Origin of the sequence: Paraburkholderia sp. GAS348 (assembly GCF_050434205.1) — a bacterium.
In the GTDB taxonomy this organism is placed as follows: Bacteria; Pseudomonadota; Gammaproteobacteria; order Burkholderiales; family Burkholderiaceae; genus Paraburkholderia.
Window position 1 is genome coordinate 62,477 of sequence record NZ_JBNPVT010000014.1, and the last position, 25,035, is coordinate 87,511.

A 25,035-nucleotide genomic window follows, 5' to 3' on the forward strand; every position below is an offset into this window, starting at 1 on the left:
CTCATTTCTGCATGAAGTGTTTTTGAACCGTCTGCGCGGCGGCTTTCAGCAGCCCCATATCCGCACAGACCGCGATGACGCGGCAGCCCATCGAGAGATAGCGCTCCGCATCGGTCTGCACGGGCGCGAGGATGCCGCTCGGCTTGCCGGCGGCCTGTGCGCGCTCAAACACGCGCGCAATTGCCTGTTGCACGTCGGGATGATTCGGGTTGCCGATGTGGCCATAGGCGGCCGCGAGATCGGACGGTCCGACGAAAACGGCATCGACGCCGTCCACGGCGAGAATCTCGTCAATGTTGTCGACAGCCTTGCGGCTTTCGATCTGAACGATGACGCAGACGTTGTCGTTGGCGATGTCGAAATAATTGGCGACCGTTGCGTAGCGATTGCCTCGCTGGCTCACCGAGACACCGCGAATACCCTGCGGCGGATAACGCGTAGCGGCGACAGCGCGCGCCGCGTCTTCGGCGCTATCGACAAACGGCACCAGAAAATTCGAGAAACCGCTATCCAGGAGCCGCTTGATGAACACGCTGTCGTTGGCCGGCGGGCGCACCACCGGCGCGCTCGGGCTGTCCTTGAGCGCCATCAACTGGGGGATCAGCGTCAGAACGTCGTTCGGCGCGTGTTCCGCATCGAGCAGCATCCAGTCGAAGCCGACCACGCCGAGCAATTCCGTGACAATCGGGCTGGCGAGCGAGGCCCAGCAGCCGATCAGGGTTTCGCCGCCGCAGACGGCGCGGCGAAAGCTATTGGGTAAGGACTGGTAAGGCGTGACGGCTGTCATGGGGATCTCTCCTCGAACTGCAATTGACCGGGCAAGCTCTGACGGGTGCTGAACTCAGTGTTATAGGTCATCGTATATCTTATTGGAGGGTAGCATTGGCGTGCTCGCTTGTAACTGTCACGTAAACCCGAATTCTTCGCGGAGAAAGGGTTTCGGGTTGCGCGTAGGGCGTCCTATGTTATAGGATGACATATATCTTAGACGTCCATTCAAGGAAAGCGAAATGTCTATTACCGGCGCAATGCTGATTGGCCGCAATGCCGTGCGCGGCGAGGAAGAGCCCTTGCGCGCGTTCAATCCCATTACGGGATCCGAGATCGCCGAGCCGGTGTTCGGCAGCGGCTCGGTCGCGAATGTCGAGCTTGCCTGCGAACTCGCGCGGAAAGCGTTCGACCCGTACCGGCATCTGCCGCTCGCGGTGCGCGCCGCGTTTCTGGAGCGTATCGCGGATGGCATCACGGCGCTCGGCGATGCGCTGATCCAGCGTGCGCACGAAGAGTCGGGCCTGCCGAAGGCGCGTCTCGAAGGTGAGCGCGGCCGGACGACTGGCCAGCTCAAACTGTTCGCGCAAGTCGTACGCGCCGGCCAATGGCTCGCTGCAACGCTCGATTCGCCGTTGCCCGAGCGCAAGCCTTTGCCGCGCTCCGATCTGCGGATGCAAAAGATTCCGCTGGGGCCGGTCGCGGTGTTCGGCGCCAGCAATTTCCCGCTCGCGTTTTCGGTGGCGGGTGGCGATACCGCCGCGGCGCTCGCGGCAGGCTGCCCGGTGGTGGTGAAGGCGCATCGCGCGCACCTCGGCACTTCGGAGATGGTCGGCCGGGTGATTCAGCAAGTCGCGCGGGACATGGACTTGCCTGAAGGCGTGTTCTCGATGATCGTCGGCGCCGGCAATTCGGTCGGTGAAGCGCTGGTCGCGCATCCGGCGATCAAGGCGGTGGGCTTCACGGGTTCGCGCGCAGGCGGCACCTCGCTGATGCGCGTCGCGGCCGCCCGGGCCGAGCCGATTCCGGTCTACGCGGAAATGAGCAGCATCAACCCGGTGTTCCTCCTGTCGAATGCGCTGTCGCAACGCGGTGAGACCATCGCGCGTGGCTTCGTCGATTCGCTGGTGCTCGGCGCGGGGCAGTTCTGTACCAACCCGGGGCTCGCGATCGCTGTCGACAGCGACGCACTCAAAGGCTTCGTTGCAACGGCGTCCGAGGCGCTGAGCGGCAAGCCGGCCCAGACCATGCTGACGGCGGGCATTCACGCGGCCTATGAAGCGGGCGAAGGCAAACTGGCGGCAACCAGGGGCGTCGAAACGGTTGCGCAAGGCGTTGACGCGACGGGGCCGACACAGGCTCGCGCGGCCCTGTTCGTGACCGACGCGCCGACCTTCCTGTCCACGCCGGCGTTGGAGGACGAGGTCTTCGGACCGGCATCGACCATTGTGCTTTGCAAGGACGAACAGGAAATGCTCGCAGTCGCCGAGCACTTTGCCGGTCAGTTGACCGCCACGGTGCAAATGGATAGCGCGGATCTGGCGGCCGCAAAGAAGCTGGTGCCGATTCTCGAGCGCAAGGCCGGCCGGATTCTTGTCAACGGATTCCCGACGGGCGTCGAGGTTTCCCACGCGATGGTCCATGGCGGCCCGTTCCCGGCCACCTCCGATAGCCGGGCGACGTCAGTGGGGACGACATCGATCGAGCGTTTCCTGCGCCCGGTGTGCTATCAGGATTTCCCGGCCGATCTGCTGCCGGAATCGCTGGCAGACGGTAATCCGCTGGCCTTGTGGCGCCGTCGCGACGGCGAGATCACGCGCGGATAAGCGATGTATGAGCGGCGCCCAAGCAGGCGCCGCGTAAGAAAAAAATGGCCGGGATATGAACTGCACCCCAAAGGTTGGATCGGTGTCCAACTTTGCGGGGTCAGTTCAATATCCCAGCCATTTCTTTTGCGCCCAGCGTGGCGAATCAGCGCTTGCCCAGCGCAAAGAATCAGCTATTTGCCTCAGCCGATTCGTTGGCGCGCCGCAGCCGTTCGCGGCTATTGGACAGATGCATGCGCATCGCCGCACGCGCGCCTTCGGCATCGTGCCGCGTAATCGCCTCGAGAATGCTTGCATGCTCCAGGTTGACAAGCGACAGATACGCATCGGGCTCGGCACGCGCGATTCCCGCCGAGTCGAGCCGGTTGCGCGGAATCAGCGCGCTGCCCATTTGCGTGAGGATGTCGACGAAATACCGGTTGCCGGTTGCACGCGCCACGGAGATATGGAACTGCAGGTCGGCATCGACGCTATCCAGCCCGTTGTGGCGGGTGGCTTCGATCGCATCGAGCGCGGCGCGCATGCGCGCGAGGTCGTCCGGCTTGGCCCGCTGAGCGGCGAGACCGGCGCATTCCGTTTCGAGGCTGATGCGCAGTTCCAGGATCGACAGCACGTCGCGCAAGGTGGTGGCGGGCACCATGTCGATGCCCAGCTTTTCGCGCTGCGGTTCCAGCACGAAGCTGCCGATGCCGTGGCGCGTCTCGATGACCTTGCCCGCCTGCAAGCGCGAAATTGCTTCGCGAATAACGGTGCGGCTCACGCTCAGCGTGACCATCAGCTGCGATTCGGTCGGTAGTTTGTCGCCGGGCTTCAAGGCGTTAGACGCAATTTGCTCGGTGACGTAGCTGACGACAAACTCGGCAAGATTGCGCGCGCGTCGTGGCGGTGCCGCGGATGCCAGTGGAGTAGCCATCGAAAACGCCCCTCGAATCAGATAGTTGCGGATATTTCCTGCGATCCATTATACCGTCGTCTGACGACTGATTATATAAACGCCGGATCATTTTCGGCGTCGGCATCAGACTCGGCGTCGATGCACGGTTTCAGGCGCGAAGCGGACAAGCCGTGTTGTTTTGCCGGCGCCCCGGGAAGTACGATAACAGCCTGACTGCTAGCCCGCACGCAGTTCGACCCGTTTGATGTCTTTCACGATCACGAGGTAGCTGAACACCGTCAGCAGGGCATTCAGGCCGACGAAAACCAGCGCGCCGTTGAACGACCCGGTCTTCGCGACGAGATAGCCGATCACGATGGGCGTCACGATGCCGGCGACGTTGCCGAACATATTGAAGATCGCGCCCGACAGGCCGAGGGCCTCCTTCGGCGACGTATCCGCCACGACGGCCCAGCCGAGCGCCCCGATGCCTTTGCCGAAGAACGCGAGCGACATGAGCGCGACGACGATCCAGTCGGTCGAAACGTAGTTGCAGCCGATGATGCACACCGACAGCAGCATGCCGCCGACAATCGGCACCTTGCGCGCGATGGTGAGCGAATGCCCGCGCCGGATCAGCCCGTCGGACAGGATGCCGCCGAGCACGCCACCGGAAAATCCGCAAATCGCGGGCAGCGACGCCACCAGACCCGCTTGCAGAATCGTCATGCCGCGCGCCTGCACGAGGTAGATCGGAAACCAGGTCAGGAAGAAGTAGGTCAGCACGTTGATGCAGTACTGGGCGAGATAGACGCCGAGCAGCATGCGGTTGGTCAGCAGTTGACGCACCAGCGACCAGCCGCCGGCGCCGGCGATGTCCTCGGTCCGGGCTGCTTTCCGGTGCCCGTTCACCACGCCGCCGCCCTGTTCGATGTAGTCGAGTTCGGCGCGCGAGACGCGTAGATGGTCGGCGGGGTTCTTCATCACCTTCAGCCAGGTGAGGGCAAGCAACAGTCCAGTCGCGCCCATCACGACATAGACCGTGTGCCAGCCGAAGGCGTGGGTCAGCCATGCCATCAGCGGCGTGAAAATGACTGCCGCGAAGTATTGCGCTGAATTGAAAATGGCGGACGCCGTGCCGCGTTCGTTCGTGGGAAACCAGCTGGCCACGACCTTGGCATTGGCCGGAAACGCCGGCGATTCCGCCGCACCCATTGCGAAGCGCAGCACGAACAGCGCGGTGACGGCGGCGGCTGCGCTGCCCAGCAGACCGATCGAGCTTTGCAGCAGCGTAAACAGCGACCACAGGAAAATGCTCGCCGCGTAGACGCGCCGCGCGCCGAAACGGTCGAGCAGCCAGCCCGCCGGCAATTGCGACAGAACATAGGCCCAACTGAACGCGGAGAAGATGTAACCCATCTTGATCGCGTCGAGGCCGAACTCGGCGCGCATCGCGGACCCGGTTACCGAGAGCGTGGCGCGGTCCGCGTAATTGAATGTCGTGATCAGAAAGATCAGCAGCAGAATCGCGTAGCGGACGTTGGTGCGCTGTGCTGCATGGGCGGGGTTCGCGGTGCGGCTCATTTCCATCGTCATCTCCTGAATCTTTATCAGCGAAAGAGCGCCCTGCGACGTTGCCGTCCCGGGCGCTCTTTCTGGTGCCGTGCGCGCGACCCCGGTTCGCACGGCCTGGCGCCTTACTGCGTCACTGCGCGCCGAGCTTCTTGATCAGCACGTCGAGTTGCGCCATTTCTTCTTCGGTCAGATCGGTCAGCGGTGCGCGCACCGGACCGGCGCTGTGGCCGACCAGCTTCGCGCCGGCCTTCACGATACTCACCGCGTAACCCTGGCGGCGGTTACGGATCGCCAGATAGGGCAGGAAGAATTCGTCGATCAGCTTGCCGACGGTAGCGTGATCGTCCGCGGCAATCGCGCGGTAGAAGTCCATCGCGGTCTTCGGGATGAAGTTGAACACTGCCGACGAGTACACCGGCACGCCCAGCGCCTTGTAGGCCGCGGCATAGACTTCGGCGGTCGGCAGGCCGCCAAGGTACGAGAAGCGCTCGCCGAGGCGGCGGCGGATCGACACCATGTTCTCGATCTCGCCCACACCGTCCTTGAAGCCGATCAGGTTGGGGCAGCGCTCGGCCAGCCCTTCGAGCATGTCGGCGTTAAGCTTGGAGTTCGCGCGGTTGTAGATGATCACGCCCATGTTCGGCACGGACTTGCAGACTTCTTCTGCGTGTGCCGCGATGCCTTCCTGGCAGGCTTCGGTCAGGTAGTGCGGCATTAACAGAATGCCGTTCGCGCCGTGACGTTCGGCTTCCTGGGCATACGCGATCGCTACACGGGTCGGGCCGCCCGCGCCGGCGAGAATCGGCACCTTGCCCTTGCAGACTTCGGTTGCCGTGCGCACGACGTTCGAGTAGTCGTTATGCGTGAGCGAGAAGAATTCGCCCGTGCCGCCAGCGACGAACAGTGCCGAAGCACCGTAAGGAGCGAGCCATTCGAGGCGCTCGGCATACGTATCGGCGCGGAAATCGCCTTGTTCGTCGAAGTCGGTAACGGGGAAGGACAGAAGGCCTTCGGAAACGATCTGCTTCAGTTCCTGCGGTGTCGTCATGATGAGTATCCAGGGCGTTGAATAGGGTCGGTATTGAGAAATGAAGATTTCTTATACGTCATCGTACAACAACGAATCGGCTAACTCAACGGTGTTTTCACGGCATAATGCACGCCCTAGGGTAAATACGGAACATCTGCGCAATCGCTTATGTTGTAGGATGACGTATGAATGGTTGCCGCAGCAGGCGTGAAACCGCCATAAGGATCGATGTGATGGAACAAACTCCGCTCTACATTCGCGTTCACCCCAATGACAACGTCGCGATCGTCGTCAACGACGGCGGTCTGGGTGAGGGCGCCGTGTTTCCCGATGGTCTTGCGCTGCGCGAGCGTGTTCCGCAAGGGCACAAAGTCGCGCTGGCCGATCTTGCGGAAGGCGACGAGGTCATCCGCTATAACGTGGTGATCGGCTACGCGCTCAAGGCCTTGCCGAAGGGCAGCTGGATCAACGAACACGTGATCCGCATGCCGAGTCCTCCCGGACTGGAAGATCTGCCGATCGCCACCATCAAGGCGCCGGACATGCCGCCGCTGGAAGGCTTCACGTTCGAGGGCTATCGCAATGCCGACGGCTCCGTCGGCTCGCGCAACATTCTGGCGATCACGACCACCGTGCAATGCGTGGCCGACGTGGTTCAGCACGCGGTCACGCGCATCAAGGCCGAACTGCTGCCGCGCTACCCGAACGTCGACGATGTCGTGAGTCTCGGCCACACCTATGGCTGCGGCGTCGCGATCGACGCGCCGGACGCGATGGTGCCGATCCGCACCGTGCGCAACATCAGCCTGAATCCGAACTTCGGCGGCGAAGTGATGATGGTCAGCCTCGGTTGCGAGAAGCTGCAGCCCGAGCGCCTGATGCCGCCGGGCACGATTCCGATTGCCGCTGCTGCGAATGTCGCCGAAGTGGCCGACATCGGCGACGTCGAGGCCGACCTGAACGGCGACGTGGTGGTGCTTCAGGACGAAGCGCACGTTGGCTTCCAGTCGATGATCGAGTCGATCATGAGAATGGCCGACGGTCATCTGAGGCGGCTGAACAATCGCCGCCGCGAAACCTGCCCGGCCTCTGATCTGGTGATCGGCGTGCAATGCGGCGGCAGCGACGCATTTTCCGGGCTGACCGCGAATCCCGCCGTGGGCTTCGCCACCGATTTGCTGGTGCGCGCCGGGGCGACCGTGATGTTCTCCGAAGTCACCGAAGTGCGCGACGGTGTCGATCAACTGACGGCGCGCGCGGCCAATGCTGACGTGGCCGCGGCGATCATCCGCGAGATGCGGTGGTACGACGATTATCTGAAGCGCGGCGGCGCGGACCGCAGTGCCAACACCACGCCAGGCAACAAGAAGGGTGGCTTGTCGAACATCGTTGAAAAGGCGATGGGTTCGATCATCAAGTCGGGCAACTCGGCCATCTCCGGCGTGTTGTCGCCCGGTGAAAAGGTCAAGCAGAAAGGCCTGATTTACGCGGCCACGCCGGCCAGCGATTTCATCTGCGGCACGTTGCAGGTCGCCGCGGGCATCAACCTGCATGTGTTCACCACGGGCCGAGGCACGCCGTACAGCCTCGCGGAAGTGCCCGTCATCAAGGTCGCGACGCGCTCCGATCTCGCGCGCCGCTGGCATGATCTGATGGATATCAACGCCGGCACCATTGCAACCGGCGCCGCGACAATCGAAGACGTGGGTTGGGAATTGTTTCGCCTGATGCTCGACGTCGCAAGCGGACGTAAGCAAACCTGCGCGGAGAAACTCAAGCTCCACAATGCGTTGACGCTGTTCAATCCGGCGCCGGTGACCTGATGGCACTGGTCGTAATCACGATAAAGACTGAGACATGACTGACTCGAACCTTGACCGCCCGGCGGCGCGGAAATCTTTCCGCCGTCTTCTGCTCACCGGCGCGGCCGGCAACCTCGGCCAGCAATTGCGCGGTGCGCTCGCCGCATGGGCCGATATCGTGCGCGTCACCGATATCGCGCCGCTGGGCGTCGTAGCGGCGCATGAAGAAGCCTCGATCGTTGACCTTGCGGATGAAGCCGCCGTTCACGCGCTGCTCGAAGGCGTGGATGCGGTCGTTCATCTTGGCGGCATTTCCGTCGAGGCGCCGTTCGAAGATCTGCTCGAAGCGAATATCCGCGGCCTGTACAACCTCTATTCGGCCGCGCAGAAGCAGGGCGTGAAGCGCATCGTGTACGCGAGCTCGAATCATGCCGTGGGTTTTCATCCGACTACCTCGGTGCTCGATATCGACGCGCCGCTGCGTCCCGACAGCCTGTATGGCGTGACAAAGTGCTTCGGCGAATCGCTGTCGCGCTATTACTTCGACCGTTTCGGTCTCGAGACAGTGTGCCTGCGGATCGGCTCGTCGTTCGAGCAGCCGAAGAATCCGCGCATGCTCGTCACCTACCTGAGCTTCCGCGACTTTATCGAACTGGTGCGCTGCTCGCTGTTCACCAACCGGGTCGGACACGCGATCGTTTATGGCGTCTCGGATAACCGGACCAAGTGGGTCGATAACACCAAGGCGGCGTTCCTCGGCTTTCGTCCGCGGGACAGTTCGGTCGAGTTCGAACACCTCTTTCCGGTCACGGCGCCCACCGCCGAGCTCGACGATCCGGCACAGCAGTTCCAGGGCGGCGCGTTCGTGCTGGCCGGTCCAATGGAGCCGAAGCGATGAGCGCCGTGGCGAACCCGCGGGTGGAACGTGTCGAGGCGGCGGGGCAGGCGCCCGCGTCGGTCGGCGAGAGCCCGGTGTGGCGTGCGGCGGAACAGGCGCTCTACTGGGTGGATATTCCGGCGCAAAAGATCGTGCGGCTACGGCTCGAAACGGCCGAGCGCGCCGAGTGGCAATTGCCGGAGAAGGTGGCCTGTATGGCGTTCGATCGCCGCGGCACGGTGTTGGCGGGCTGCGAGACGGGGCTCTTCGCGGTGACGCTGACTGAAGGTGCGCCGCAGGGCGAACCGCTGGCAGTGACCGGAAGGAAACTTGCCGCGCCGGTTTTCCCGTTTGCCGGTATGCGTTTCAACGACGGCCGTTGCGATCGGCAAGGGCGCTTCTGGTCCGGCACGATGGTGCAGGACATGGCCGCGGCAAACCCTGCGGGCGCGCTCTATCGCTTCGACGAGCGCGGCGTATTGTCGGAGCCGGTCGTCGACGCCTTGATCACGCAGAACGGTCTGGCGTGGTCGCCCGATGGGGCCACAATGTATCTGTCGGACTCGCATCCTCTGCGCCGGCAAATCTGGGCGTTCGACTACGACATCAAAGCGGGCGAGCCGCGTAATCGGCGCGTCTTCGCCGATCTGCATCACTATGCTGGCCGGCCGGACGGCGCCGCGGTGGATGCGGATGGCTGCTACTGGATCTGCGCGAACGACGCCGGCCTGTTGCTTCGCTTTACACCGCAAGGCAAGCTCGACCGGCAGATTGCCGTGCCCGCCGTGAAGCCGGCGATGTGCGCATTCGGCGGCAGCAATCTGGATACGCTGTTCGTTACGTCGATTCGCCCCGCGGCTGACGCGAATGAACACGACGGCCATCTGTTTGCGGTTCGTCCGGGCGTGAGCGGTCTGCCTGAGCCGGAATACGCGGGCGAACTCTGAAAAAGCGACGTGCATGAGACGGGGCGTCGGAGGTATTGGCACGTCGGCGTCCAACAGTCGCAACTTTTATTCATCACTCGTCGTACAACATAGTGGCGTAAATGCCACTTTCGGGCCATCTTCCATTCTAAGAAAAGAATAAATCCATGAGCTGTGGATTCCGCTTACTCTCCCTTCTGTCTTGCTTTTTCGCTGGAATTCAATCCGGAAACTCTTACGTCCAATCCGGTGTCGTGCGGGTAAATACCGGCTGTACAATTCAAACCGCGTTTTATAGACTTTATATGTCGTCGTACAACGTATGAGTCCAAACAAATTCCTTTCGAGATAGCTTTGGGCAGCCGGACAAAGAGGGCAGCGTTCTCTGCGCGCATGTTCAATGCGCGAGGGGTTCATGCCGAAGCAGTCGGCGCAAAGAAGTCGAGTTGTCTGACAGGAGTGCTGAGCATCTGCGCCGGGGAAGCAAAGCAGGCCAGCACGGCAAACCGCTCGCTACCCGGGAAGGGCGGCGTGCGTGGAGTCGGGAGACGCATCGAAACCGTGTCGCATCCGAAGGCGGCCTTCCGTAATCGGCCTTCCGCAATCGATTGGATGATTCTAATTTCAAGGAATGTCACGATGAAAAACAAGCTTGCCTCGTCCCGTGTTTCGATGATTGTCGCGGCCTCCGTGCTGGCGTTCAGCACCGTGTCGGCAGACGCTCGCGTGTTCCGTGTGTCGGACGTGCATGGCGACACCTATCCGACCAATATGGCCGTGAAGTACATGGGTGAAGAAATCAGCAAGGCAACCGGTGGCAAGGATTCCGTGAAGGTCTTCGGCAACAGCGCGCTGGGTTCCGAAAACGACACGATCGATCAGGTGCGCATCGGCGCACTGGACATGGCGCGCGCCAACGGTGCCGCGTTCAACGAGATCGTTCCTGAGTCGATGATTCCCTCGCTGCCGTTCCTGTTTCGCGACATCGACCATTTCCGCAAAGTGATGTACGGCCCGGAAGGCCAGAAGATTCTCGACGCCTTCGCGGCGAAGGGCATGATCGCGTTGACGTTCTATGAGAGCGGCGCGCGCTCGATGTATGCGAAGAAGGCCATCCATTCGCCCGCCGACATGAAGGGTCTCAAGGTGCGCGTGCAGCCTTCGGATCTGATGGTCGACGAAATCAAGGCGATGGGCGGTACGCCGACGCCGATGCCGTTCGCCGAAGTCTATACGGGCCTGAAGACGGGGCTGGTGGATGGCGCGGAAAACAACCTGCCGTCGTACGAAGAGACCAAGCACTTCGAAGTCGCGCAGGTCTATTCCGAAACCCAGCATTCGATGACGCCGGAAGTCCTGGTGTTCTCCAGGAAGGTGTGGGACACGCTGACGCCGCAAGAGCAGGGCGTCATCAAAAAGGCTGCGGCTGACTCGGTGCCTTACTACGAGAAGCTGTGGACCGCGCGCGAAGCTGACGCCGCAAAGACGGTCACCAAGGGTGGCGCGACGATTGTCACCGCCTCGCAGATCGACCGTCCTGCTTTCGTGAAGGCGATGCAGCCGGTCTGGGCGAAATATGAAAAGACCCCGCAAATGAAGCAGCTCGTCGACGAAATCCAGGCAGTCAAATAAGTTCGGCAGCAACGCGGTGGCGAGAGGCCTTGCAGCACGCGCTGCGGGTTTTTCGCGCCGCGCGGTTTTCTGAGCTTGTGGTCATTGGCAGGATTCCTGAAGATTAAATATAAGTCCACCGAATGCAAGGATGGGGTCAATGAGATTCATGAAACGCCCAAATGATTTTCTCTTCCGTGCGCTGGTTGTCGTCGCGTCGGCGAGTCTTGCCACGCTGTGCCTGTTGGTGATTTATAGCGTTGTGATGCGCTATGCCTTCAGCGACGCACCGGATTTCGTCGAGCCCATTGCCCTCTTGCTGGTGATTGTGATCGCCATGTTCGGCGCCGCGCTCAAAGTTCGCGAAGGCGGCCACATCGGGCTTGACTCGCTGGTCAAGAAATTGCCGCCGAAAGGTCAGGTGATCGCCCATGCGTTCCAGCATCTTTGCCTGATCGTGTTGGCCGTGGCGATTTTCTTCGGCTGCTGGCAGATGGCGGAGACGACGCTCGACGACAGGATTCCGATCCTGGGCCTCCCGGAGGCGCTTCGTTATTTGATTCCGGTCATTGCCAGCGCCTGCATCGCTCTGTTCTCGTTCGAGAACCTGCTGGCGCTTTTCGCACAGAAACAAAAATAGAAGAATCATGGAACTTGCCATCCTCTCAGTCAGTTTCCTCGTTTTCCTCGTCTTCGGGGTTCCGGTTTCGTTTGCGCTGGGACTCTCGTGCGTCCTGACCTATCTGTATGAAGGCTTGCCGGCGGCCACCGCCATGCAGTCGATGATTTCGGGAATGAACGCGTTTTCATTCCTCGCGGTCCCGTTCTTCATTTTCTCCGGCGAGCTGATGCTGCACGGCGGCATCGCCGACCGTATCCTGCGTTTCGCGCAGGCCACGGTGGGGCATTTCCGCGGCGGGCTTGGCATGGCTAACGTGGTCGCGTGCACGTTGTTCGGCGGCGTGTCCGGTTCGCCGACGGCGGACACGTCCGCCATGGGCGGCGTCGTCATTCCGCTGATGAAGCGCGAAGGCTACAGCGCGGCCTATGCGGTCAATGTGACAACCCATTCGTCGCTGGCGGGTGCGCTGATGCCCACGTCGACGAACATGATCATCTATGCGTTCGCGGCTCAAGGCATCACCGGAACGTTGAACGGTCACCCGATGAGCGGTGTGTCGATAGGGGATCTGTTGTTTTCTGGTCTATTGCCGGTGCTGTGGGTGATGGGTTTCGTGCTCATCGCCGCGTACTGGCAGGCGGTCAAGTTCGGCTATCCGCGCCGCGCTGACGGCTCGACCGAATTGCAGCGCTTTCCTGGCTGGTTCGCGGTGGCCCGCACATTCCTCGGCGCGTTGCCCGGCTTGATGGTGATCGCGATCATTCTGTTCTGCGTGGCGAGAGGCATTGCCACCGCGACGGAAGCGGCAGCCATTGCCGTGGCTTATTCACTGGTGTTGACCATCGTCATCTATCGCACGATGACGATGAAGAAGCTCGTTCATGCATTGTCGAAGGCGGCTAAAACCACCGGCGTGGTGCTGCTGCTGATTGGCGTGTCGAACATGCTGCGCTACCAGATGGCCTATCTGGAGATTCCCGACGCAATCGAACACATGCTCGACGGAGCCACGAGCCTGCCCTGGTTGATGCTGCTTTACATCAACGTCATCCAGATCTTCCTCGGCACGTTCGTCGACATGGCGGCGCACATTCTGATCACTACGCCGTTGTTCCTGCCGATGGCGATGCACGCCGGCGTTGGCCCTGTGCAATTTGGGATCATGATTTTGCTGAACTGTGCATTGGGTCTCGTGCATCCGCCGATCGGTTCGGTGCAGTTCATAGGTTGCGCGATTGGTAATGTGTCGATAGGTGAAACTACCAAGGTGGCGTGGCCTTATTACCTGGCTATCTTCAGCGCGATCAACATTGTGACTTACGTACCGATGTTTTCGACTTGGTTGCCTAGCCTGATCAATGGCCACCCGGTGTTTTGAACGCTTGTTTAAGCGCGGGCGCTGGTGAGGCACTTCCTGCCATAAAGAACAAATTTTTTTACAGAGGAGCAGAAATGAAAAAGGTAATAGCAACCTCGGCCCTTGGGTTGGTCGCCCTCGGCGCGCACGCTCAAACCAGCGTGACGCTATACGGGATCGTCGACACGGGTATCGGTTATCAGAGCAGCTCGACGTCGCTCGGTTCGACGAAGGGCGGCCGCTCGGTGATCAAGATGATCAACGGCATCTGGGCAGGCAGCCGCTTCGGCCTGAAGGGCGCCGAGGACCTGGGTGGCGGCACGAAGGCGATCTTCCAGTTGGAAGAAGGCTTTAACAGCGCAACCGGCGCGCAGTCCGTCTCGGGTCTGGGGTTCAACCGTCAAGCCTATGTCGGCTTGACCAATGCTACCTACGGTTCGTTCACAGCTGGCCGCCAGTACACGTCGTACTACACGCTGCTGTCGCCCTATAGCCCGACCACGTGGCTGACGGGCGCGTACGGCGCACACCCGGGCGATATCGATTCGCTGGATACGGTGTATCGCGTGAATAACTCGCTGGTGTACACGTCGCCGAGCATGTATGGCCTGACGGTGAGCGGTTCGTATGCGCTGGGCGGTGTAGCGGGTAAAACCAATGCCGGTTCGACGTATAGCGCGGCGATCCAGTACCTGAACGGTCCGTTCGGGATCGCAGCAGGCTATCAGCGCATCAATAACTCGACGCTTGGGGGCGGTGCGTGGGGCGCTGATTCCACGACATCGAATAACGGCGCGCAGGCGGGTGTGTCGGGCATCAATAACGGCTATCAGACGGCGCAGGCGCAGCAGCGGGTTGCGGTGACGGGTGGCTATACGTTCAGTTCGCAATGGGACGTCTCGTTCTCGTACTCGAACGTGCAATACATCCCGGGTGTCAACTCGTTCTTCCACGGCGAGGCGATCTTCAACACGGCTGGCGCAGTGCTGCACTTCAAGCCACTGTCGGCGGTGGACCTGGCTGCCGGCTATAGCTATACCCGCGCAACAGAGTCGAATGGCATTTCGAGCGCGGCCAGGTATCAGCAATTCAACCTCTCGCAGTACTACAGCCTCTCCAAGCGCACCGGTCTGTACGCGCTGGAAGCCTATCAGCGTGCGAATGGCCAGACGCTTGGGACGAACGGCAAGAGCATCATCAACGCAACGGCCGATATCGGCGACGGCCAGAACCCCGCGCCGTCCTCGTCACGCAGCCAGTTTGCGGCTGGTGTAGGCATCATTCACCGGTTCTGACCGGCGAGGGTAGCGAGTATCGTGGCGGCGTGTCGTTATGCCGCCATAGCAACGCGTTTCAGATGCGCGTCGCCCAGAAGTATCCGCTGCGCGCGCAACGCGCGCAGCATTTCCAGCGCCGCTCGATCTTCGAGCCAATGCGCACTCAGGCGTCCGCTTCGGACCACAAACGCCCACCCGTTGCCCAGTTTTCGCGTTTGACGTCGGTGAGAATAATGTCGACGGAGTTCGGCTCGACGCCGAGCGAGTCGCAGGTCGCTTTGGTAATGGCTTCGACGAACTGGCGTTTCTGTTCCAGCGTGCGGCCTTCGAAGAGTTCGATATGAAACGTGGGCATTGCATGACTCCGTGATGCGTGACGGTGAGGTGTGAGTTTAATCGCGGTACGTCCGATCGAGCCGGTCGAGCTTGCGTAACAATGCGGGCCATTCCAGCGCGCCTTCGATCGCACCGCCGTCGACCAGCTGGTCGGCTGTGCGTGCGGCTACGGCATCGCTCGGCACGACGAGCTTGCTGCCGCATGCTTGCGCCTGCAACTGGATTTCGCAGGCCTTGATCAGCGTCGCCATCAGTACATAGGCTTCGGCGACGGTGCGGCCGGCGGTCAGCGTGCCGTGATTGCGCAGCAGCATGGCCGGTTTGTCGGCGAGATGCGCGACGAGGCGCTCGCCTTCGGTCGGCGTAAAGGCGAGACCTTCGTAGTCGTGATACGCAAGGTGGCCGTAAAAACGCAGCGCGTGTTGCGAGGCCGGCAGCAAACCGGCCGGTTGAGCGGAAACCGCAACGCCTGCCGTATTGTGCAAGTGCATTACACAGAAGGCATCGGCGCGGGCCGCGTGCACGGCGGCATGCAGCGCGAAGCCGGTGGCGTTGACAGGATGCTCGCTCGCGCCGACGACATTGCCTTCGATATCGATCTTCACCAGGTTCGATGCGCATACTTCGTCGAACGCGAGACCGAACGGATTAATCAGGAAGTGGCCGGGTTCGCCGGGAACGCTGGCTGAGATATGCGTGTAGATCAGATCGTCCCAGCCGTTGAGCGCCGCGAGCCGATAGGCGGCAGCCAGGTCGACGCGGGTCTGTTGTTCGGCTTCGGACATCGGCCCCGCTTCGGCGACACGGCCGGCGGGCGTGTGGGTGAACGACATGTCTGTCTCCTGAGATGGCCTGGTGGGCTGTGACTGCGGCCGGAGTTTGCGCACTCAACCTACGGGCTGAGTTTATGGCCTGGAGCTACGGCCTGAAGCTACGGCATGAAGCTACGGCATGAAGCTATGGTCTGAAGCTATGGCCTGAAGCTACCCCCTGAAGCTACCCCCAATCCTACGGCTTAAGTCCGCGGCCCAAACCCGCCGCCTGACCCGCGTGCCTGACCGATGCCGACGACCTGGCCGAGCTTGGCGACGTGAGACGCCGTTCGGCTTCGGCACGCTGCGCCGGTTCGGGCACCGCCGCACCACGGGTAAGTCGGGCGGTGAGCCGCTGCATGCTCCACGTCGCGAGTACGAACGGCGCCGTCATGGCCGGTAACGCATAATAAGTCGCCGCCGCTTGCAGCGCGGCCGAAAGCACAACACCGCCGAGCGTCACCGCGATGCCGCAATCGGCCAGCGCGATCGCGGTCAGCGCGCCGTTGAATCCTAACAGGCCCGCGTCGAACGAGCTTGCACTCGCACCCAGCAGCAGGTGCGCGACGCTCGCGAGGCCCGCGCCGACCAAAGCCCATAGCGCATGCCGCCGTGACGCCACAGCGATTCCGATTAACACGAGCAAACCCGGCAGCGCGCCGGACGCAAAGCCGGTTTGCGCGAATCCGGCGAGTACGCCGCTAGTCAATTGCGCCGCGCCGAGCGTGTGTTCCGTGATGAGGCTCGCTTGCTGAGTGACGCGCGTCACCAGCGGCAGCCAAAGCCACGTGACGATCAGGCAGGGGCTTGAGAAATAGCCGAGGCCACGCGCGCGCAGCCAGCGCGACCATGGTTCAAGCAGCCACGCAGTTCCCGTGGCGGCCAGAATCGCCACGGCGGCGGCCGTCGCGTTGTCGGCGATGAAGCTGAACGCGGCGAGACCGGCTAGTGCGCCGTTAAAGCCGTGCAGGCCGGCCCGCGTGTGGTCCTCCCGGCAGCCGGCCAAAACCGCGCTCACGTTGGCCGCGACCGCACCCATCAGCGCCGCGCAGGCGAGGCGCGGATCGCATAGCAGCCACGCGGCGAGCAGGCACGCGCCGGTGAAAGCGTTCGGCTGCAGCACGATCTGGCCGAGACTGCGCAACAAGGTGCACAAGGCGGCGGATTGGGCTTCGGTTGCGGCGGCGTGCATGGTCTGAGGGCGGCGAATTCGATGCGGCGCGACTTTGCCGCGTGCAAGTCAGGCGCGCGCAGCGGGTCAGGTTGAGTGTGAACCGCGAGCATAGGCCACTTGCCCCGCGCCGGGCATCGTGAGGCGTTGATAGTGGCTATTTGCGACACATGCGCGTCATGGAGCCATCGAGCCATGAGCCATGAGCCACGAGCCGAAACGCGGAAACGCGGAAACGCGGAAACGCCGAAACGCCGAAACGCCGAAACGCCGAAACGCAGTGTGTCGGCGACCCGAAAGCTTTCGCGCTACGATAACAATCCGGCGCATTTGCCGCGCCGTTCCACGAGGAGACAGCCTGATGCGTGAATTACGGTGGGCATCGGAAGAGGGTGACGGTTTCGAACATCTGGCGTTCGACGCGAGCGCGGACGGCTTTGCGGTGGAAAGCGTCGTGGTCGGGCAGCGTTACGGCAAAGCGTACGGCCTGCACTATAAGGTGCGCTGCGATCCGCAATGGCGCACCACCTATGCGTGGCTGAAGATTGTCGGCGGCGGTGAGCTGGAATTGCATGGCGATGGCGCCGGCCATTGGCACGATGGCCATGGTCTCGTGCTGAAAGCAATTGAAGGGTGCATCGATATCGATATCGCCGCCACGCCCTATACGAACACGTTGCCGATCCGTCGTCTGCAACTGGCGGAAGGCGAGCGTCAGCCGATTTCAGTGGCCTATATTTCGACGCCCGATTTGCAGGTGACGCGTGCCGAGCAGGCGTATTCGTGCATCGAGTTGAATCGCGTTTATCGCTACGAAGGCATCTTCCGCGATTTCACCGCGGACTTGACGGTAGATGAAGACGGCCTCGTGATCGACTATCCGACGTTGTTCACGCGCCTGCCGCGTGGGCGTTGATCGGCGAGGCGCCGGGGCCGCGTACCGCATAGCTGATCACGCGGCAGCGCGTACGCCGCGTCGCGCGGTGTTGCGCGCGTTCGGCGTGGCCGCGTTGGTGGCGTCGACCGCGGCGACCGCGGCGACGAGGCTGTCGATGCGCGATAGTTGCGCGCGATTGTCGTGATCCCACGGATGGAAGCCCGGCCGGAAAAAGCTCAGCCATTCACCGGCAATACGCGGAAATACGCCGTGACGCGGGCCGTACAGATACTTCACGACGCGCCACATGCCGCGGATATGGCCGCCGCGTTTGCGGTCGGCGATCAGCAAACGCACGTGGTAGTCGAACACGATCAGCCAGAACGTCAGCGTGGTGGCGAGCATCGTGCCGGTGCGCAGCAGATAGCGGCCGAGACCGGGCTTGAGCACGGCATTCCATACGTCGTACGAAACCGACTTGTGTTCGGTTTCTTCCAGCGCATGCCACGTCCACATCTGCGTATAGCCTTCGACCGAACCGCTGATACGCGATGCGTCCTCCAGCAGCAAGCCGGCCAGCATCGCCGTGTAATGCTCGAGACAGACCGTTACCGCGAGTTGATACGAATGCGGCAGGATCTTGCGGCCGAAGTTGAGAATCGCCCACAGCCGCTTGTCGAGCTTATGCGCGGGTAAACCGGCTTCCTGCAGCAGGTCGTTGTATTCGATGTGCTCGCGCGTATGCATCGCTTCCTGACCGATGAAGCCGAGCACCTGCTTCTTCAGCACGGGGTCGTCGATCTGGTCCCGGTAGCTGCGCAAGCTGTCCATGAAGAAACGCTCGCCGGCTGGGAACAGCAGCGAAAGCGCGTTGAAGAAGTGTGTCACATGCGAGCCCTGCACATGCCAATCGCAGGCGCGTTCCTGCGGTAAGTTGAAACGGAGGTCTCGGCGAACCGGCATCATGGCCTTTCTCCTTGTGATCCTGTATGTGCTGCTGATTGTGCTGACCGGGTGCTTTGCATTGCACGCCGTATGGCATCAGGTGATTGGCATCAGGTGACCCGCGCCGCATTACGCACGCTGGCCGTCCACCTGCGCGGCGCGGCGCGCGCGCTTTTCCGCAATGCGTTTCATGCGGCGCGTCTGCATCACGACCAGCGCCTGATAGGCTGCCGGCAACGTACGCGCCAGCCAGTCGGCGGCGCGCGCATCGCGGCCGATCAGCACGCGCCGCCTGTTCTTGCGCACGCCGTCGAGAATCACGCGTGCGGCTTCGTCGGCGGTGGTGATGAAAAACTTCTCGAAGTCGTCCTTGCCTTGCTGTTCGTTTTCCAGCATGAAGCCGACCATGTTCGACGAGACCCGGCTCGACTGCGCGATGCTTGTGCGAATGCCGCCCGGATGCACGCAGGTCGCCGACACGCCGCACTTCATCAGATCGAGCTCCTGGCGCAACGCTTCGGTAAAGCCGCGCACGGCGAATTTGGTCGCGTTGTAGCCGCTCATGCCGGGCTGCGAGAAAAGGCCGAATACGCTCGACGTATTGACGATGTGTCCCGCACCGGAGGCCTTGATATACGGCAGAAACGCCTTCGTGCCGTGCACCACGCCCCAGAAATTGATGCCGACGATCCACTCCAGATCGGCGTACTCCATCCCTTCGATGGTGCTCGACAGCGCCACGCCCGCGTTGTTGAACACGAGGTTCACGCGCTGGTGCTGCGCGGCCGTTTCGTCGGCCCATTCGAACATCGCGGCGCGGTCCGACACGTCGAGCACACGCGTGGTGATATGCAGCGGCGAGCCGACGATATGCGGCGCGGCGGCCTGCGCAAGTTGCGCGGTTTCGGCGAGGCTCGTGGCATTGCGGTCGGCGAGCGCGAGGTGGCAGCCTTCGCGCGCCAGCCGGATCGCGAGCGAACGGCCCATGCCCGAGCCTGCGCCGGTAATCGCGGCCACTCTATTGGTGAAGTTCTTCATTGGCTTATCTCCTGTCCTCTCTGAACGGTGCCGTGTCGTTATGTTTTTCAGGTTGTGCTTTTTCAGGTTGCTTCCGCGGATCTCGCGGCCGCCGTCGTGGCGGCATTGCCATGCGCATGCACCGGCTGCAGCAGGCCCGCATGCCCGCTCAGCGGCTGCGCCGTGGGCGAATACGCGAGGTAGTCGTCCATGCTGAAGGTGCGGGTCGCCTGGCGGAATTTGTAGGCGAATCCTGGCCACAGCGTGGTGTTCCTGCCGGTCTTCGGATCGAGATACCAGCTCTTGCAACCACCCGTCGACCAGATTGCGCGGCCGAGTTTATGCTGGATCTGTTGGTTGTAGGCAAGCTCGACATGCGGACGCACTTCGATCGCATCGGCACGTTCTGCATTCATCGTCTTCAGTGCGCGCAGGACATATTCGACCTGCGACTCGATCATGAACACCATCGAGTTGTGACCGAGGCCGGTGTTCGGTCCGACGATCATGAAGAAGTTCGGATAACCAGGCAGTGTCGTACCGAGATACGCATGCGCGCCATCGCGCCACGTATCGACGATGTCGACGCCGCCGCGGCCACGCACCACGCCCGCCGGAAACGGATCGGCCACCTGAAAGCCGGTGCCGAAGATCAGGCAATCGGCCGGATGGCGCGCGCCGTCGGTCGTGATCACCGCGTCTTCTTCCACGCGGGCGATACCGGTGGTCGTGACCGACACATTCTGGCGGGACAGCGCGGGGAAGTAGTCGTTCGAGATCAGGATGCGCTTGCAGCCCATCGTGTAGTTCGGCGTGAGCGTGGCGCGCAATTGCGGATCGGGCACCTGGCGGCGCAGATGCCGCACCGCGACTTTCTGCGCGGTCTTCATGAGCGAAGGATGAATCGCGAAACCGAAGGCGCGCGATTCGAGCATGCAGTAGAGCGCCGAACGCATGATCTTCTGCGTGAACGGCAGATGCTTGAACAGCCATTGTTCGAACGGCTTCACCGCGCGGTCGGCCTTCGGCATGATCCACGGCGGCGTGCGCTGGAACAGGTTCAGATGCGAGACGCGCGGTGCGATCTGCGGCACGAACTGAATCGCGCTCGCACCGGTGCCGATCACCGCGACGCGTTTGCCTTCGAGCGGATACGTATGGTCCCAATGCTGCGAGTGGAACGCCTTGCCCTTGAATTGCTCGATGCCCGGAATGTTCGGTATGGCCGCACGCGAGAGTCCGCCCATTCCCGAGATCAGCACGCGCGCCGACCATTGCTGGCCGTTTGCGAACGTCAGTTGCCAGCGGTGGCGGGTCTCGTCGTAGATCGCGGAGGCAAGTTCATGAGCGAAGCGCAGGTGACGCTGAATGCCGAACCGTTGCGTGCAAGCTTCCAGATACGCGCGAATTTCCGGCTGACGCGCGAACATACGGGTCCAGCGCGGATTCGGAGCGAAGGAGAACGAATAGACGTGGGATTGCACGTCGCAGGCACAACCGGGGTAGTGGTTGTCGCGCCAGGTGCCGCCGACCGACTCGGCCTTTTCGGCGATGATGAAATCGGTCATGCCGGCTTGCCGCAGCCGGATCGCCATGCCGAGGCCCGCAAAGCCGGAGCCGATGATGGCGATATCCGTATCGATGGGCGCAGATGCGTTGGGCGCCGCGTCGTCGGGGGGCATCATGCGTGCGTTCATCCGATCCGTCTCCCTTTTGTTCGCTCTCAACTGTTACATTGATTGATGTAACAATAGGGGCTGTCAACGGATGGCGCAAGCAGCGGGTTAGACGGGAAACTCTACGGAGCGAAGAAGGTTGTGGCGCAAGGCCCAAGCGGCGGCGTCGGCCCGGCAGGGCTTCGAGACTGATGCGGAAGTGTGTGTCGTTCAGCGATATGAAAAATGCCGGGCGGACTCGGATATCCGGGAAATGACGCGCGCGAACGCCCAAGGGAGCATGAAAGCGCCGGCATATGCGGCGACAGGAACGGCGCGCTTATCGTGACGCGGGGCAACGCGGGTCGCCGCGAGTGGCCGCTTGCAAGGCTATTTTTTGGGTTTATCTTTCTTTGCCACAGCGCGCTCTGCCGTTGCGCCTTCGGCCGGATGGCCCAGCTTCTTTGCCATGATTGCCGTGACGCGGTCGCCGAGATAGTCGCCGGAGGCTTCTTCCAGCGCGCGGTTCATTTCGCTTTCGACCAGCACCATTGCCAGCGGCCGCACGTGCCAGATTGCGTCGACCAGGGCGGGCACGTCGGCAGGCGGCGGCAGCGCGTCGGCATCGTAGCGGTCCAACTGGCGGACCACCAGGTCGACCAGCGCCTTGGCGACCGCATTGAAATGCGGCCTTGCGATGCCTACGGTGTCGAGCAGGTCGGCGAGCGGAATGCCTTCCTTGGCCATGGTCGCGCCGGCGGCGAGCGCCGTGGGGCTGCCGGACACGAAGGAGAGGCCGTTGCGCTCCAGCAAACCCAGATCGACCGCTTTGCCGAGCGCGCTCGGCGAGGCTTTGTCGCCGAACATTTGCAGCAGTTCGAGCAGCGAGTATTTTTTCGGCCGTTCGCGCGACCAGCGGCCGCCGATCGCGGTCTCAAGGCCGAGGATCGAACGCAGATCATGGCCTTCGTCCACGGCCATGATCAGGTCCTGAATGTTCGCGAGCGTGTAGCCGCGCGTAAGCAGGTGATTGATCAGCTTCAGACGCGACACGTGTGTATCGTCATACACGCCGACGCGGCCGCGCTTTTCCGGCGGCGCGAGCAGGCCGCGGTCCTGATAGGCGCGCACGTTGCGCACGGTGGTGTCGGTGACGCGCGCGAGTTCGTCGACTGTGTATTCGTTGCGCTGCGTGTTGCTTGCCGGGACGCTTGAGGCGGCGGGTAAGGGCGGAAGGGGGGGCGGCGTTTTGGGCATGGGGGGATTTTAACGCGGCGGCTAGTGCTGCGGCCAAGTTGCCGGTCAACGCGGCGGTTCGAAGGGTGGGGCTGCGGGGAACGACGGGGCCAGGCCGCTTCGCGATAAGCAGCCTTCCCGAGACCGGGGTGACGCTCGGCGTCTTATCCGCGTCCTTGCGCCACGTCGTCCGGCGCGCTCGAGTCGCCCACGCCCAAGGTCCGCTGCATCAGCGTGGTGTCCAGCCAGCGGCCGTGCTTGAACCCGACTGCCTTCAACGTGCCGGTCAATTCGAAACCCAGTTGTGTATGGAGAGACAGCGAACCGCCGCTGCCGCCGTCGGCGATCACGGCGACCATCTGGCGCCACGGTCCGGTTTCGCAGCGTTCGATCAGCGCCTGCAATAGCACGCCCCCCAAGCCTCGCCCGCGATACGCGTCGCTCACATAGATCGAATCTTCGATCGTGTTGCGATAAGCGGCGCGCGGCCGGTAGGGTGTGGCGTAGCAATAGCCGGCGACTTCACCGTCGATCTCGGCGACCATGTAAGGCAGCCCGTGACTTCGCACCGACGCGAGCCGCGTGCGCAGGTCGTCGACGGAAGGCGGGATTTCTTCGAACGAAGCGACCCCGGTCAGCACATGATGCGCATAAATCGCCTGGATCGCGGGCAGATCGGCCTCGGTGGCGTCGCGGATCAAGGGTGCGGTAGCAACTGAGTCCGCTGAATGGGGCGTGGAGGGCGCGGGGCGGGTGGTGCTCATTCGTGTTCCTGTCGAGGCCAGCGAGTCTGCGGATACGTTTTACTATGCCCGCCGCTCGCGCGAATTTGAAGCACGATCAAAAATCGCCGCGATTGATAGGCGGTATTGGCGCATGCATAGGCGACTGGCTCGATCCAGGTTTGGCGTGGAGCGCCCGGCCATGCGACTGCGCCGAGCGCTGCAGTTTTTCCGGACGAAAACACATGCATGCGGCAAGCGTTTCGCCGATCAACTATGCGAGTACGTTTCCGGCTGCTTCACATGCCCGCGATGATGCCGACGATGCTTTGCCTTGTGCTTCGGCTTGGCCGTGGCCGGGGCAGGTTCGGCGGGTTGGGGTTGCTGCTGGGCTTGCATCGGTTGCGGCTGTTGAGCCTGCGCGCCCGGGGAGGGCGCCGGATGGGCATTGCCGGACGGCAGCGTGGTCTGGCCTTCGCCGAAGCGAAAGGTTTGCGAGGTTTGCGCATACGCGGTGGCGGACAGTGTCAGGGCGGCAAGCGCCACGCAAATCGAAAACTTCATGTATCCATGCTCCTTCTGAACGAGCCCGTGAGGATACCGCAATGCGGCTGGCGGCTCATTCCGCACGCTCAGGCGGGCACGATCAGCGAATTGAACAGGCATGTGAGCGGCGCCAGCGAATCCCAGCTGCGCACGCGCGGGCGAGACACCGTTCAGACTGCCGGCCGCGCCGGCGCGGTCCGCGAGAAGCGCCGCGCGCCCGCTACACACGCCACTACCACAACGGTCACCAGGATCATCGCGGGCGGCACCTGTTCGTGCAGCAGCAAGCCGGCGAGCAGCAGGCCGAAAAACGGCTGCAGCAACTGCAGTTGCCCGACTCCCGCGATGCCGCCGAGCGCCAGTCCGCGATACCAGAACACGAAGCCGATCAGCATGCTGAAGAGCGACACGTACGCGAGTCCCCAAAGCGCCGCGTGGCTCACGCCTTCAAACGATGCCGGCCGCGCCCACCAGGCGAGCGGCAGCATCACCGGCAGCGACAGCACCAGCGCCCACGAAATCACCTGCCAGCCGCCGAGATGGCGCGACAGCCGCGCGCCTTCGGCATAACCCAGGCCGCAGACGACGATCGCCGCCAGCATCAGCGCATCGCCGAGCGGCGACGCGTCGAGGCCGTGGCGCAAGGCGAACGCGACCACTGCGCCGCTGCCGAGCGCCGAGAACAGCCAGAACGCCGGCTGTGGGCGCTCGCCGCCGCGCAGCACGCCGAAGATCGCAGTGGACAGCGGCAGGAGCCCGACGAACACCACCGCGTGTGCGGAGCTGACGTGGCGCAACGCGAAAGCGGTCAGCAGCGGAAAGCCGACCACCACGCCGAGCGCGACCACCACCAGCGGAATGAGATCGCGCCTTGCGGGCCGGGCCTGGCGAAATGCCAGCAGTAGCAACAGACCCAGCGTGCCCGCGATGGTCGCGCGGGCGACCGTCAGAAACACCGGATCGAGGCCCTGCACGGCGATGCGGGTGGCGGGTAGCGAGCCGCTGAAAATCAACACCCCCACCATGCCGCTCGCCCAGCCGTTCGTTGTCTTGTCCATCGAAAGAGTCCGTGCGCATTGAAAATAGAACGCATAGCATCAGCCTTCAGGCTGCAAAGGGTAAGCTACGGATCAGTACAATTCGTACAAACTGTACCGAACATGGAGCAGTACA

The 25,035-nt window shown here is 62.5% G+C and carries 23 protein-coding genes; 9 read left to right on the forward strand and 14 right to left on the reverse strand.

All coding sequences use genetic code 11. The features are described 5' to 3' along the window. Position 1: 1 nt before the first annotated feature. Positions 2–787, reverse strand: a complete 786-nt coding sequence (garL, locus tag P3T22_RS22185; protein ID WP_429326127.1) for a 2-dehydro-3-deoxyglucarate aldolase — start codon at positions 785–787, stop codon at positions 2–4. A gap of 223 nt (positions 788–1,010) precedes the next feature. Between garL and P3T22_RS22190 the strand changes: the two genes are divergently transcribed. Further along, positions 1,011–2,594, forward strand: a complete 1,584-nt coding sequence (locus tag P3T22_RS22190) for an aldehyde dehydrogenase (NADP(+)) (protein ID WP_429326128.1) — start codon at positions 1,011–1,013, stop codon at positions 2,592–2,594. Positions 2,595–2,763: 169 nt separating this feature from the next. On the opposite strand, the gene P3T22_RS22195 is transcribed toward P3T22_RS22190, so the two are convergent. The 3 genes from P3T22_RS22195 to kdgD all read right to left on the reverse strand — a co-directional run bounded on the left by P3T22_RS22195 (position 2,764) and on the right by kdgD (position 6,091). Continuing rightward, positions 2,764–3,507 (reverse strand): FadR/GntR family transcriptional regulator, encoded by a 744-nt coding sequence (locus P3T22_RS22195; RefSeq protein WP_063498795.1) that lies wholly within the window; start codon positions 3,505–3,507, stop codon positions 2,764–2,766. A 198-nt stretch (positions 3,508–3,705) separates the two neighbouring features. Further along, complete coding sequence (locus P3T22_RS22200; RefSeq protein WP_429326129.1) at positions 3,706–5,058, reverse strand: MFS transporter; 1,353 nt, start codon at positions 5,056–5,058, stop codon at positions 3,706–3,708. Between the two features lie 115 nt (positions 5,059–5,173). Then, the gene (gene kdgD / locus P3T22_RS22205) at positions 5,174–6,091 is read right to left on the reverse strand and encodes a 5-dehydro-4-deoxyglucarate dehydratase (RefSeq protein WP_063498797.1); all 918 of its coding nucleotides are present in this window, start codon (positions 6,089–6,091) and stop codon (positions 5,174–5,176) included. Positions 6,092–6,306: 215 nt separating this feature from the next. On the opposite strand from kdgD, the gene garD reads away from it, so the two are divergent. From garD to P3T22_RS22240, 7 genes are all read left to right on the forward strand, one after another. Next, complete coding sequence (garD, locus tag P3T22_RS22210; protein ID WP_063498798.1) at positions 6,307–7,896, forward strand: galactarate dehydratase; 1,590 nt, start codon at positions 6,307–6,309, stop codon at positions 7,894–7,896. A 34-nt stretch (positions 7,897–7,930) separates the two neighbouring features. Beyond that, positions 7,931–8,773, forward strand: coding sequence for an NAD-dependent epimerase/dehydratase family protein (locus tag P3T22_RS22215; protein ID WP_429326130.1), 843 nt, complete (start codon positions 7,931–7,933; stop codon positions 8,771–8,773). Then, on the forward strand, positions 8,770–9,699 hold the full coding sequence (locus tag P3T22_RS22220; RefSeq protein ID WP_429326131.1) for an SMP-30/gluconolactonase/LRE family protein: 930 nt from the start codon (positions 8,770–8,772) through the stop codon (positions 9,697–9,699). The genes P3T22_RS22215 and P3T22_RS22220 overlap by 4 nt, the downstream gene beginning before the upstream one ends. Before the next feature lie 618 nt (positions 9,700–10,317). After that, complete coding sequence (locus P3T22_RS22225; RefSeq protein ID WP_429326132.1) at positions 10,318–11,310, forward strand: TRAP transporter substrate-binding protein; 993 nt, start codon at positions 10,318–10,320, stop codon at positions 11,308–11,310. Positions 11,311–11,554: 244 nt separating this feature from the next. Then, entirely contained in the window at positions 11,555–11,929 is a 375-nt protein-coding gene (locus P3T22_RS22230; protein WP_429326133.1) for a TRAP transporter small permease, read from the forward strand. 7 nt (positions 11,930–11,936) lie between these two features. Beyond that, positions 11,937–13,289, forward strand: coding sequence for a TRAP transporter large permease (locus tag P3T22_RS22235; RefSeq protein WP_429326134.1), 1,353 nt, complete (start codon positions 11,937–11,939; stop codon positions 13,287–13,289). A 74-nt stretch (positions 13,290–13,363) separates the two neighbouring features. Continuing rightward, positions 13,364–14,563 (forward strand): porin, encoded by a 1,200-nt coding sequence (locus P3T22_RS22240; protein WP_429326135.1) that lies wholly within the window; start codon positions 13,364–13,366, stop codon positions 14,561–14,563. Between the two features lie 145 nt (positions 14,564–14,708). Here P3T22_RS22240 and P3T22_RS22245 read toward each other — a convergent pair whose 3' ends face one another. From P3T22_RS22245 to P3T22_RS22255, 3 genes are all read right to left on the reverse strand, one after another. After that, positions 14,709–14,942, reverse strand: a complete 234-nt coding sequence (locus tag P3T22_RS22245) for a 4-oxalocrotonate tautomerase (RefSeq protein WP_256390499.1) — start codon at positions 14,940–14,942, stop codon at positions 14,709–14,711. Then, positions 14,938–15,714 carry a class II aldolase/adducin family protein gene (locus tag P3T22_RS22250; protein ID WP_063498806.1) on the reverse strand — a complete coding sequence of 259 codons (777 nt, stop codon included), beginning with the start codon at positions 15,712–15,714 and terminating at the stop codon, positions 14,938–14,940. Before P3T22_RS22250 ends, P3T22_RS22245 begins: the two co-directional genes overlap by 5 nt. 175 nt (positions 15,715–15,889) lie before the next feature. Next, positions 15,890–16,885 carry an urea transporter gene (locus P3T22_RS22255; RefSeq protein WP_429326136.1) on the reverse strand — a complete coding sequence of 332 codons (996 nt, stop codon included), beginning with the start codon at positions 16,883–16,885 and terminating at the stop codon, positions 15,890–15,892. 340 nt (positions 16,886–17,225) lie between these two features. Here P3T22_RS22255 and P3T22_RS22260 point away from each other — a divergent pair, with 340 nt between their 5' ends. Continuing rightward, entirely contained in the window at positions 17,226–17,780 is a 555-nt protein-coding gene (locus P3T22_RS22260; RefSeq protein WP_429326137.1) for a putative glycolipid-binding domain-containing protein, read from the forward strand. A gap of 36 nt (positions 17,781–17,816) precedes the next feature. On the opposite strand, the gene P3T22_RS22265 is transcribed toward P3T22_RS22260, so the two are convergent. The 7 genes from P3T22_RS22265 to P3T22_RS22295 form a co-directional block, all read right to left on the reverse strand. After that, the gene (locus P3T22_RS22265) at positions 17,817–18,707 is read right to left on the reverse strand and encodes a metal-dependent hydrolase (protein ID WP_429326138.1); all 891 of its coding nucleotides are present in this window, start codon (positions 18,705–18,707) and stop codon (positions 17,817–17,819) included. Positions 18,708–18,815: 108 nt separating this feature from the next. After that, positions 18,816–19,724, reverse strand: a complete 909-nt coding sequence (locus P3T22_RS22270) for an SDR family NAD(P)-dependent oxidoreductase (protein ID WP_429326139.1) — start codon at positions 19,722–19,724, stop codon at positions 18,816–18,818. 62 nt (positions 19,725–19,786) lie between these two features. After that, positions 19,787–21,400, reverse strand: a complete 1,614-nt coding sequence (locus P3T22_RS22275) for a flavin-containing monooxygenase (RefSeq protein ID WP_429326140.1) — start codon at positions 21,398–21,400, stop codon at positions 19,787–19,789. Between the two features lie 348 nt (positions 21,401–21,748). After that, positions 21,749–22,615, reverse strand: a complete 867-nt coding sequence (locus tag P3T22_RS22280; RefSeq protein ID WP_429326141.1) for a MerR family transcriptional regulator — start codon at positions 22,613–22,615, stop codon at positions 21,749–21,751. Between the two features lie 143 nt (positions 22,616–22,758). Next, positions 22,759–23,358: an N-acetyltransferase family protein gene (locus tag P3T22_RS22285; protein ID WP_429326142.1), complete on the reverse strand. Its 600-nt coding sequence runs from the start codon at positions 23,356–23,358 to the stop codon at positions 22,759–22,761. A gap of 228 nt (positions 23,359–23,586) precedes the next feature. Next, positions 23,587–23,880: a hypothetical protein gene (locus P3T22_RS22290; RefSeq protein ID WP_429326143.1), complete on the reverse strand. Its 294-nt coding sequence runs from the start codon at positions 23,878–23,880 to the stop codon at positions 23,587–23,589. Positions 23,881–24,032: 152 nt separating this feature from the next. Next, entirely contained in the window at positions 24,033–24,920 is an 888-nt protein-coding gene (locus P3T22_RS22295) for a DMT family transporter (protein ID WP_429326144.1), read from the reverse strand. Between the last annotated feature and the right edge of the window lie 115 nt (positions 24,921–25,035).